At 61.0% G+C, this 10694-nt stretch carries 9 protein-coding genes; 7 read left to right on the forward strand and 2 right to left on the reverse strand.

Translation table 11 applies throughout. The features are described from left to right. Window positions 1–28: 28 nt before the first annotated feature. Both ACFMO7_RS21820 and lon read left to right on the forward strand, forming a co-directional pair. Window positions 29–511 (forward strand): Hsp20/alpha crystallin family protein, encoded by a 483-nt coding sequence (locus ACFMO7_RS21820; protein ID WP_376797594.1) that lies wholly within the window; start codon window positions 29–31, stop codon window positions 509–511. Window positions 512–581: 70 nt separating this feature from the next. Next, window positions 582–3389 (forward strand): endopeptidase La, encoded by a 2808-nt coding sequence (lon, locus tag ACFMO7_RS21825; protein ID WP_376797595.1) that lies wholly within the window; start codon window positions 582–584, stop codon window positions 3387–3389. A gap of 185 nt (window positions 3390–3574) precedes the next feature. On the opposite strand, the gene radC is transcribed toward lon, so the two are convergent. Next, complete coding sequence (gene radC / locus ACFMO7_RS21830) at window positions 3575–4303, reverse strand: DNA repair protein RadC (RefSeq protein ID WP_376797596.1); 729 nt, start codon at window positions 4301–4303, stop codon at window positions 3575–3577. A gap of 331 nt (window positions 4304–4634) precedes the next feature. On the opposite strand from radC, the gene ACFMO7_RS21835 reads away from it, so the two are divergent. Then, on the forward strand, window positions 4635–4943 hold the full coding sequence (locus ACFMO7_RS21835) for a hypothetical protein (RefSeq protein ID WP_376797597.1): 309 nt from the start codon (window positions 4635–4637) through the stop codon (window positions 4941–4943). Window positions 4944–5303: 360 nt separating this feature from the next. Here the strand turns inward: ACFMO7_RS21835 and ACFMO7_RS21840 are convergent, their stop codons facing one another. Next, window positions 5304–7625, reverse strand: coding sequence for an ATP-dependent helicase (locus tag ACFMO7_RS21840; RefSeq protein WP_376797598.1), 2322 nt, complete (start codon window positions 7623–7625; stop codon window positions 5304–5306). Window positions 7626–7941: 316 nt separating this feature from the next. On the opposite strand from ACFMO7_RS21840, the gene ACFMO7_RS21845 reads away from it, so the two are divergent. From ACFMO7_RS21845 to groES, 4 genes are all read left to right on the forward strand, one after another. Next, a complete protein-coding gene (locus tag ACFMO7_RS21845) occupies window positions 7942–8448 on the forward strand; it encodes a MarR family winged helix-turn-helix transcriptional regulator (protein ID WP_376797599.1) in 507 nt (168 codons plus the stop codon). Continuing rightward, entirely contained in the window at window positions 8445–9245 is an 801-nt protein-coding gene (locus tag ACFMO7_RS21850) for an ABC transporter ATP-binding protein (protein WP_376797600.1), read from the forward strand. The genes ACFMO7_RS21845 and ACFMO7_RS21850 overlap by 4 nt, the downstream gene beginning before the upstream one ends. Window positions 9246–9276: 31 nt before the next feature. Then, a complete protein-coding gene (locus tag ACFMO7_RS21855; protein ID WP_376797602.1) occupies window positions 9277–10071 on the forward strand; it encodes an ABC transporter permease in 795 nt (264 codons plus the stop codon). Between the two features lie 178 nt (window positions 10072–10249). Continuing rightward, window positions 10250–10555 carry a co-chaperone GroES gene (gene groES / locus ACFMO7_RS21860; RefSeq protein WP_376797601.1) on the forward strand — a complete coding sequence of 102 codons (306 nt, stop codon included), beginning with the start codon at window positions 10250–10252 and terminating at the stop codon, window positions 10553–10555. The last annotated feature ends 139 nt before the right edge of the window (window positions 10556–10694 follow it).

Raw genomic sequence — 10694 nt, forward strand, 5'->3', positions numbered from 1 at the left:
TGAGGAGAGTGAAACGAGGTAAACCAGTATGCGGATGCGCTACCGCTATGTGACCTATCGCTATATCGATGGGTCGGGGCAACAACTGCAACGCCACTACCGTCAGTTGTTGCAGGAGGTCCTGCGGCAGAGCCAGCAGGCGCTCCTTCAACGCTCGGAGGTCTGGCGTCCCCCCGCCGATATACGCGAATCGGCGGAGCGGGTCGTCGTCAAGATAGAGCTTGCAGGCATGTCAGAGGATGAGATCAACGTGACACTCTACGAAGACGCGCTGGTGGTCAGCGGCGAGCGGCGAGACGACAGCGAAGACCGCGAGAACCTCTACTATCAGGAGGCGCAGATCCGCTATGGGCCTTTCCGCGTCGAGGTCTTTATTCCCTCGCCCATCGATCGCGAGGCAGTGACGGCACGCTACGAAAACGGTTTTCTCTGGGTGACGTTGCCCAAGCTGCCCGCGAGCCGCAGCGAGCCTCAGCGCGTCCAGGTTCGGCAGAGTGCCGCGGAGAAGTAGAATCTAGCCAACCGAACGAACTACTGACTGAGAAAGGTTTATGGAAAAGGATCAGAAGAAGCGCGAGCTTATGCCTGAGCAGGCGGTCGAAGAAGAAGAAGAGGAAGAACTGGTTCAGGGGCAACAAGGCGAAGAGGAAACTCAGGCGGAAAGTGCTCCGGCGCGGCGTCGTGCGGCCCGTGGCGGGCGAAGAGCCACAGCTACAGCGACCTCGGCACGCAAGAAGTCTCGGCGGCGCCAGCGGCACGCGGTCGATGAGGACCCCGAACCCTCTCGCGAAGAGCGCTCCCATTATCACCACCACCATGAGGAGCAGGAGGGCGACGACGAGGAACGGCTTTCGATCCCTGAAATCCTGCCCGTTCTTCCCCTCAAGGATGTCGTGGTCTATCCTTTCGCCATGCAGCCGCTGGCTGTCGGTCAGGAGCGCTCGATCCGTCTGATCGACGATATCATGCGCGGCAACCGCCTGGTGGTATTGGTGGCTCAGAAGTCGGCGGAGATCGAGCAGGCCGGACCCAACGATATCTTCAAGATTGGAACGGTCTCGCGGGTAGCGCGCATGATCCGCATGCCCGACGGCACCATTCACATCATTGTCCAGGGGCTGGAGCGCGTGACTATCGGCGAGTTCGTTCAGGAAAAGCCCTACCTGAAGGCTCGCGTGACTCTGCGCCCCGATATCCAGGAGAACGATACCGAGACCGAGGCCATCAAGCGCAACGTCGTTAGCTACTTCCAGCGCATGGTCGCCCTCGTCCAAAACGTGCCCGAGGGCGCGGCTGCCGCTAACCTGAATCTGGAGGAGCCTCGCCAGGTGGTCTATTTGATCGCCACCTTCGTCCAGATGGACCTGCAGCTGCGTCAAAAGCTGCTGGAGCTTGATTCGGTCCGCGCCAAGCTCAAGGAGCTGAGTAGCTTCCTGGCTCACGAGCTGGAGATCTTCGAACTGGGACGCAAGATCCAGAGCCGCGCCCAGGAAGAGATGAACAAGATGCAGCGCGAGTACCTCTTGCGCGAGCAGCTGAAGGCCATCCAACGCGAGCTGGGCGAGGAGAGCGAGGAGCAGGCGACCATCAATGAGCTGCGCGCCAAGATCGAGGAGGCCAGGATGCCCGAGGAGGCCCTCAAGGAGGCCAACCGCGAGCTGGCGCGCCTGGAAAAGCTGCCCACCGTCTCGCCGGAATATAGCATTATCCGCACCTACCTTGAGCTGCTGGTGAGCCTTCCCTGGAGCAAGAGCACCGGCCAGACGATCGATGTCCAGAAGGCCCGCCAGGTCCTCGACGAGGATCACTACGACCTGGAGAAGATCAAGGAGCGCATCCTGGAATATCTGGCGGTGCGTCGCCTGAAAGAGGAGCGCATGGCCGAGCGCGCCAGGCGCGAGGAGGAGGCCGCAGAGGCGGCCGCGGAGGGCGAGGCCGATAAGCGCCGTCCCACCCAGCCGCTGCATTCGGGCGAGGCCAATCGCCAGCTCAACCGCGAGCCGATCCTCTGTTTCGTCGGCCCGCCGGGCGTCGGCAAGACCTCGCTGGGCCAGTCGATCGCCCGCGCTCTGGGGCGCAAGTTTGCCCGCATGTCGCTGGGCGGCATTCGCGATGAGGCCGAGATCCGGGGCCATCGCCGCACCTATATCGGGGCTATGCCCGGCCGCATTATCCAGACTCTGCGGCGCGTCGAGACCAACGATCCCGTGATCATGCTCGACGAGGTTGATAAGGTGGGGGCCGACTGGCGCGGCGATCCTTCGTCTGCCCTGCTGGAGGTGCTCGACCCAGAGCAGAACTATAACTTCCGCGATAATTATCTGGACCTGCCCTTCGATCTGTCAAAGGTCTTCTTCATCGCGACGGCCAATTCCCTGGAGCCAATCCCGGCCCCGCTGCGCGACCGCATGGAGATCCTCGAACTCTCGGGCTATACCGAGGAACAGAAGATGCACATCGCCCGCAATTATCTGCTGCCCAAGCAGATCGCGGCCAATGGGCTACGCCCGGAGGAACTGATCGTCGACGATGAGGTGATCCGCCACATTATCCGGGGCTATACGCGCGAGGCCGGTGTGCGCAACCTGGAACGGGAGATCGGGACGCTCTGCCGGAAGGCGGCCCGCCAGATCGCCGAGGGGCGTCAGGCTCCCATCCACATCACAACGGAGGAGCTGACCGAGTACCTGGGACGCTGGCGCTTCTTCGAGGAGGCCGCCGAGCGCATCGATCGGCCGGGCATCGCTACCGGCCTGAGCTGGACGCCGGTCGGCGGAGAGATCATCTTTGTCGAGGCGGCGGTTATGCCCAGCAAGGAGAGCCAGTTGATCCTGACGGGGCAACTGGGCGATGTGATGAAGGAGTCAGCGATGGCGGCCCTCAGCTACGTGCGCTCGAACGCTGCCGCTCTGGGCCTGCCTCCCAATGTCTTCGAAAACCAGGCGGTCCACATTCATGTTCCTGCGGGAGCTATCCCCAAGGATGGACCATCGGCGGGCGTGACAATGGCGACGGTGCTGGTCTCCCTGGCCAGCGGGCGCAAGGTCCGCTCGGACGTGGCCATGACGGGCGAGATCACCCTGCGCGGGCGCGTGATGCCCATCGGTGGCGTCAAGGAAAAGGTGCTGGCCGCCTACCGCTCAGGTATCCACACGGTGATTCTGCCCCGCAAGAACGAGCAGGATCTGCTGGAAGATCTGCCGCGCGAGCTGCGCGAGCAGATGGAGTTCGTTTTCGTCGACGATATCCGCCAGGTGCTGGATGTGGCCCTGGAAGGTGGCTTACCTGCTCCGCGTCCAGGCAGCGCCGAGGGCGAGGGCGACCAGGAGCGCAGCCAGGATCAGACCGGACCGCAGCCCACGGCGGAGGCGGTTGTCCGTGCAACTTGAGCGTTTCGCAGTGCAGGTGAGTGGCTGCGATGGGGAGACGATCCAGATACAGATCTCCCCTCGCAGCCGCTTCGCCATCCCTGTCCTGGTACCTGCCTACCTGCCTGTCCTGTTCTGCCCGTGATCCCTCAACCGCCTCTCTCACCCTCCCTGCCTCCCTCTCATGCACGCCGCCGAAGCTATCGCTACCAGCCGAGCTGCTCTTTGAGACTCACGTAGCGCTGCTTGCCAATCACGAGATGATCGAGCAGCTCCGTGTCAAGGAGACGCCCAGCAGCTACCAGCTGCTCAGTGACCGCCAGGTCTTCCGGTGAAGGTGTCGGGTCTCCGCTTGGATGGTTGTGACAGATAAGAATACTGGGACAATTGCGCAGGATGGCGGGACGGAAGACTTCCGCTGCCCGCAGCACCGAGCTGTTGACTGTCCCTTTATAGCGCTTCTCAACGGCCACTACCTGGTTTTTGGTGTCAAGCAGGAGAATCCACATTTCTTCGTGCTCCAGATAGGCCATCTCCATCATCACCAGGCGCGCCGCGTCCGCCGGCGAGGTAATGCGATAGCGCGCCTCCGGCTGCTCTAGCTGCAGGCGCCGGCCCAGCTCCAGGGCAGCCTTGACCTGGGCCGCCTTCGCTTCTCCCAGCCCATGCTCCCGGCACAGCTTTGCCAGATCCGCCCCCATGAGGCCCCCCAGACCTCCATAGAGCACCAGCAGCTTCGCCGCCAGCTCTACCACGTTGCTCCGCCTCGTCCCGGTGCGCAGGACAATGGCCAGCAGCTCAGCTGTCGAGAGAGCCTGCGGCCCGTAGTGCAGCAGACGCTCTCGAGGGCGCTCGCTGCTAGGCATATCGTGAATAGTAATATGGTACTCTATTCGCTCGCCACTCATCTCCCCTTTGAAGCGCTTATTCTCCATCAGTTTTTTCGCCTACTACCCTTTCTTTAGTTTGAGAGAGAGATAAAGATAAAAGGCTAGAGCTATGATAGATGATCATATTTAGCGTGGCAATAGCCATATTTGGAAGCAGGCTGCTTTCGGGCACCTTTCAGACTTCCCACTCTTCAGACAAGCACTGGCGAGCAGCAAGCCGGGTAAAGCCCTTTTACGAACCGATTACCTTGTATTCAAGCAGCCTTAACGGGGAGAAGCTACGCTAGCGTCAGATCACCAAGAAAGGCGAGCGGTTCTCGGGGAGAACGGCGTTTTCTTCCAGGGTCTCATTAGGACCTGCAGCGCGAGGAGAAGCATGGACGACGACTGGCTCTCCAGACATGGGGATGATGATTATCAGGGAACCGATTGGTCGGACGATCTCTCTCCCCCAGAGCTGGAGAGTGACGATGGCTGGCAACAGGAGGGGAGGGGCAGGAAGGGATCCACGGGGCCGCTATGGGTCACATGGCTGGCTATCTTGATTGAGCTGCTCGGCTATGCGTGTGTAGCCTCCCTCTACGGGCATCCTATCCCAGAAGGGATGCTTTCCTGTTTCATCGGAGCTGTTGTCGTCCTGGTTGTCATGATTCTCCTGGCGCTGCTGCTCGAGAGGAGCAAGTAAGCCAGGTCGGGAGCTGGCTACGACCGCTAACAATCCGTTCTGAGAAATTTACCCAATTATGGACAAGCCCCAGAAGGAAGTCACTCTGCTTGAGGGCGTCGAGTTCTTTGTGCAGGCTGATGGCGGTCGGACATGCACGCCCTGCTTCCTATTCTTCCCGATAGGGGCGTAGCCCCCGATTGCAGGCAAAACTGGCAGCACCGACATGTTTGAGACAGGCGGTTCTCTGTGCGTTATTCCAATCGGGATGAAATCCCACAAAAGGCCATAAAACGCTCTTTATTTGCTATTGACTCCTCCGACCCGGGAGAGAGGCCAAACCAGGCAGCCGACCTGGACAGGGACCCTCTTCCCTCCCTGCTAAGGCAGGCGTTCCAGGCGGGCATAGTCCAGGCTCAGGCGCTTTTTGCCATGCTTCCCCTGAAACTGGACCTCGACAAACTCGGAGCCGCCTTCTAGCTCGCTTTTGAGGACGATGCCCTGGCCGAAGAGATGGTGCAAGACCCGATCACCAGGCAGGAAGCGCGGGGCGGAGGGTATAGATGAGACGTCGGCAGCGGGGGGCACAGAGACGCTATCAGCGGGCCGCGAGCGCCGTGAGCGGCTATCGTAGCCGGAGCGCTCGTAGCGCTCCCGGCTTTCCCAGGCCGAAGGCTGGTGCAGCGAGCCGGAGCCGGGGCTGGCGACGAAGAGATCGGCAGGAATGTCGGCCAGGAAGCGTGACGGCTCGGTATAGGACACATCGCCGAAAAAGGAGCGGCGGCGGGCGCGCACCAGATAGAGGCGGCGCATGGCGCGCGTGAAGCCAACGTAGGCCAGGCGGCGCTCCTCTTCCAGTTGCTCGGGAGAATCGCTGGAGCGCCCATGTGGGAGAATGCCCTCATCCATGCCCACGATGAAGACCACGGGAAACTCCAGGCCCTTGGCCGCATGCAGGGTGATCAGCGTTACCGCATCCTGATCCTCCTCGCGGACGAGGGTTCCCTCTTCGCCCGTCTGGGCCACATCGGCCCCCCCAACCAGGGCCACGTTCTCCAGAAACAGCTCCAGGGCCAGCGAGGTTTCCAGCTCGGCGTAATCCTCCGCTACGCGGCGCAGCTCCAAAATATTGTTCCAGCGCTCTTCTCCCTCGGGAGAGGCCCGCAGCTCGGGACCGTAGCCCGTGCGCTCGGCGATGCGATCCAGAAGGGCCGGCAGAGATAGCTCGGCTACAGAGGCCCGCAGCTCTTCTAACAGGAGGGCGAACTGCTGCAGGGCGTTCTTTGAGGCGCGCCCCAGGGTCGGATGGTCCTCGCTCCGCTGGAGGGCATCATAGAGCGAAATTTGTTCCTCGCGCGCCCAGCGCTGCAGCTCGCCCAGCGACTTGGGGCCAATCTTGCGGTTGGGCACGTTGATGATGCGCTGCAGGCTCAGGTCGTCATGAGGATTGAGCAGCAGGCGCAGGTAGGCCAGCATGTCCTTGACTTCTTTGCGCTCGTAGAACTTGCGGCTGCCAATGACTTTGTAGGGAATGTTGGCGCGCAGGAACTGCTCTTCGAGGACGCGCGACTGAGCATTGGTGCGATACATCACGGCGATTTCGCTGCGGTGGGCCACCTCGCCGCGCGCCAGCAGCTTGAGGATCTCATCGGCGACGTAGAGACCCTCGGCCTCATCGTTATAGGCTTCGTAGTAGATCAGCTTTTCGCCCTGGCCGAGAGCGGTCCACAGGCGCTTCTCTTTGCGGGCGGTGTTGCGTCGCACCACACATTGGGCCGCGTCTAGAATATGCTGGGTCGAGCGATAGTTTTGCTCCAGAAGGATGATGCGCGCCTCGGGGAAGTCGCGCTCGAAGGCCTGGACATTCTCGGCACTGGCACCGCGCCAGCTGTAGATCATCTGGTCATCATCGCCCACAACGCAGACGTTACCGCTGCCGCTGGGCTGCTCATAGCTGCCCCGCCCCAGCAAGCGAATCAGCTTATACTGCGGCACATTACAGTCCTGGAACTCGTCGACGTGAATATAACGCCAGCGCTGCTGATAACGGGCCAGGGCCTCCGCATCGGTGCGCCAGAGCTGCTCGGTGAGCATCAGCAGGTCATCGAAGTCGACGCTGTTGTTGGCACGCAAGAGTTGCTGATAGCGGCGATAGACGCGGGCAGCTACCTCCTCGCTATAGCGACGAGCCTGCTCGGCCATCTGGTAGGGGGAAAGCATGGCGTTCTTGGCCCGCGAGATCAAGGAGTGGATCAGCGAGACGCGATATTGCTTCTCATCGAGATCGAGGTCGCGCAGGGCCTGCTTGACCAGAGCGGCCTGGTCGTCGGTATCAAGAATGACAAAGGAGCGGGTCAGGCCCAGCGGAGCCAATAGATCGGCCTCAGCACGCAGTACGCGGGCACAGATAGCGTGGAAGGTGCCAATATACATCTCGCGGGCCTCATTCAGGCCGACCAGCTTTTCCAGGCGCTCCTGCATCTCGCGAGCAGCCTTGTTGGTAAAGGTCACGGCCAGAATATGCCAGGGACACACACCGCGACAGCGCACAAGGTAGGCGATACGGTGTGTGATGACGCGCGTCTTGCCGCTGCCGGGGCCGGCCAGGATCAGTAACGGCCCTTCGGTCGTGGTGACAGCCTCTCTCTGTGGCCCGTTGAGGCCGGCTAAAATCTCCTGTTCCAGGTCTGCATGTTCAGGCATGGGTACAATCCACATCTATCGCGCAGGCAAGTGGGCTGTGATCGGTGAGCGCTGGGCGAGTGGCCAGTGCCGTAGCCGGCTGGCCAGCCTCCTGCTCTGATGAGCCTCGGCACATCGGGCTTCTATTGTAGCGCATTCTGCCCGCAGGTACAAGCGTGGCCAGGGTAGCCTGTGACTTCTGGTCCAGATCTCCCCGCACGATCACCCTCACAGTGCCCTCCAGCGCCCGCCCCTTGACAGCGTCCAGAAACTATATTATCAATATATTTGATAGTAAAAATATTAGCCAGTAAAAAGGAAGGGAGCGAGTTAAGCTATGGCCAGCGAGCGCCTGGTAGAAGATCTGCTGGCCTTGTGGCGGCTACTGAGGCGCAGTACTCATCCAGTCAGGCGGGCGGAAATGACGCCCGAGCAGTACTGGCTGCTCAAGAGCCTGAGTCGGCGCGGAAGCTGCAGCGTTGGCGAGCTGGCGACGGCCCTCGGCCTCAGCGGCAGCTCTGTGACCAGCGCCTGCAAGCGTCTGGAAAAGGCCGGGCTGGTGCGGCGAGTGCGCCAGGGGGATGGGGGCGATGAACGAGTTGTTCTGGTTGAGCTGACAGCGCAGGGCAACGAGCGGGTGGCTGCCTGGCAGCAGGAGCGACGTGCCGCCCTCTCGCGTATGCTGGAGCCGCTTACCCCGGCAGAGCAGGAAGAGTTACAGCGTCTGATAGAGCGGGTGCTGGCGGCTGCGGAGGTCGGGAGGCAGGGGGAGCCGGGGCGAGACGAGAGCGAGGCGCCCATCATCACTGCCATCGAGGCGGCAGAGGGAGGTCAGGCCGAATGAGGCCGATGATTGAAGTAGAGGATCTTGTCAAACGTTTCGGCGATAAGGTCGCCGTTGATCACATCACCTTCTCTATTCAAGAGGGCGAAGCTTTCGGGTTACTCGGCCCTAATGGGGCCGGCAAGACGACGACCATTCGCATGCTCATTACATTGATCCCGCCGACTAGCGGCCAGATGCGCATCGCGGGCCTGGATGTCCAGCGCCACAAGATGGTCATTCGCCGTCTGCTTGGCTATGTGTCGCAGTCGCTCTCGGCAGACAGCACGCTGACGGGTTACGAGAATCTGCTGATGGTGGCCAAGTTGCTCGGTTTTCCGCGCCAGGAGCGGGAGAGGCGCATCTGGGAGGTGCTGGAGCTGCTCAATTTGCGTGAGGCGGCCAATAGCCTGGTGCGCACCTATTCGGGTGGCATGGTGCGGCGCCTGGAGATTGGGCAGGCCATTCTGCATCGTCCCCGCATTCTGATCCTGGACGAGCCGACCATCGGCCTTGATCCGACAGCCCGACGCTCGGTCTGGGAGGCACTGGAGCTGCTGCGCAGTCAGGAGCAGATCACGCTGCTGGTGACAACCCACTACATGGAAGAGGCCGATGCTTACTGCCAACGGGTGGCCATCATGGATCATGGGCGCATCGCGGCTATTGGAGAGCCGGCGGCGCTGAAGGCCAGTCTTAATCGGCCTGGGGCTACTCTGGAGGACGTCTTCACTTCGGTAACAGGCAATACTCTGGAATCAGGAGGGAGCTATCGTGAAGTCAGACAGCTACGTCGGCGCGCTCAGCGTTTCGGATAAGTCAGAGCAGACAGGGAAGGCCTGGGAGGGGCTGCTCCGCCCGCCCTCACCCTGGGAGATGCTGGTGACGTACGTGCGTTGTGTGCTGGTGGTGGCGGAGATCGAGCTGCGCAAGCTGCGCCACGATCCTACGGAACTGCTGACGCGCGCCGTGCAGCCGGCCCTCTGGCTGGTGATCTTTGGTGAGGCTTTCTCACGCTTGCGGGCGATCCCTACCGGCTCGGTTAGCTATCTGACGTTTATGACGCCGGGCATCCTGGCCCAGTCGCTGATGTTCGTCTCGATCTTCTATGGCCTGAGCATCATCTGGGAGCGCGACGCGGGTATTCTGCAGAAATTCCTGGTCTTGCCGGTGCCACGGGCCAGCTTTGTGACGGGCAAGGGCCTGGGTGCCGCGGTGCGCTCGCTGAGCCAGGCGATCATTATCTTTGCGCTGGCTCTCTTGCTGGGCGTGCGTCTGCAGTGGAGCCTGGTCGGGGTGGTCGGCAGCCTGTTGGCCGTTCTGGTGGCGGCTAGCTTCTTTTCGACGCTCTCGATGTTGATCGCCATTCTGGTGAAAACGCGCGAGCGCTTTATGGGCATTGGTCAGGTCCTGACGATGCCGCTCTTCTTCGCTAGCAATGCCATTTATCCGTTGGCTATCATGCCCGACTGGCTGCGAATTCTGGCGCAGATTAATCCTTTGAGCTATACTGTGGATCTGTTGCGCGGCTTTCTGGTGGTGGGCACGGTTCCTGATGCCTTGCTGGACTGGGGCGTGCTGCTGCTAGCGGTGATTGTGGCGCAGGCGCTGGCAGCGTCGACCTATCAGTCGATTGTGCTTTAGGGGCGCCTTCTCCCTCTTGCGCTGTGGCCCGCGGTGGTGTATGATAATAGCCGGTTCGCACTCTCTAGAGGAGAGTGCTAATCGGCTGGGCGCCACGCCGCTCACCGCAGGTCCGGGCGAGCAGGCTGGTTGCCTGAACCCGACGATGCTATCTGCTTCTGTAAGGGAGGTAGAGTCTATGTCGACTGCAGGTGAGAAGGTTCGTCCATTGGCTGATCGCGTTCTGGTGAAGCCGGTCACACGCGAGTCGGTGACAAAAACCGGTATTGTGCTTCCCGATACGGCCAAAGAGAAGCCGCAGCAGGGCCTGGTGTTGGCTGTCGGTCCCGGTAAGCTGCTCGATAATGGCCAGCGCGTGAAGCCCGAGGTGAATGTCGGCGACCACGTGCTCTTCTCGAAGTATTCTGGTACCGAGATTAAAATCGATGATGAGGAGCTGCTGATCCTGCGCGAAAGTGACGTGATGGGCGTGGTTGAGGAGTAGGCTGCTGACGGCCTCTCTCGCTCTACTTCGCTTTTTTATTACCGGTCTTCTTCAATCTCGCCCCTTTTTATTGTGCCTCAAGAGCTGATACTATATTGATTCCAGTGCCCGGAAGTGTGTACGGCACTGGAATTTTTTT

It is taken from the genome of Thermogemmatispora sp., assembly GCF_042408735.1.
GTDB lineage: Bacteria > Chloroflexota > Ktedonobacteria > Ktedonobacterales > Ktedonobacteraceae > Thermogemmatispora.

What these genes read in the sequence shown, in the direction of transcription:
- groES (WP_376797601.1), top strand. Translation starts at nt 10,250, where the DNA reads ATGTCGACTGCAGGTGAGAAGGTTCGTCCATTGGCTGATCGCGTTCTG.
- ACFMO7_RS21820 (WP_376797594.1), top strand. Translation starts at nt 29, where the DNA reads ATGCGGATGCGCTACCGCTATGTGACCTATCGCTATATCGATGGGTCG.
- ACFMO7_RS21850 (WP_376797600.1), top strand. Translation starts at nt 8,445, where the DNA reads ATGAGGCCGATGATTGAAGTAGAGGATCTTGTCAAACGTTTCGGCGAT.
- ACFMO7_RS21835 (WP_376797597.1), top strand. Translation starts at nt 4,635, where the DNA reads ATGGACGACGACTGGCTCTCCAGACATGGGGATGATGATTATCAGGGA.
- radC (WP_376797596.1), bottom strand. Translation starts at nt 4,303, where the DNA reads ATGGAGAATAAGCGCTTCAAAGGGGAGATGAGTGGCGAGCGAATAGAG.
- ACFMO7_RS21845 (WP_376797599.1), top strand. Translation starts at nt 7,942, where the DNA reads ATGGCCAGCGAGCGCCTGGTAGAAGATCTGCTGGCCTTGTGGCGGCTA.
- lon (WP_376797595.1), top strand. Translation starts at nt 582, where the DNA reads ATGCCTGAGCAGGCGGTCGAAGAAGAAGAAGAGGAAGAACTGGTTCAG.
- ACFMO7_RS21840 (WP_376797598.1), bottom strand. Translation starts at nt 7,625, where the DNA reads ATGCCTGAACATGCAGACCTGGAACAGGAGATTTTAGCCGGCCTCAAC.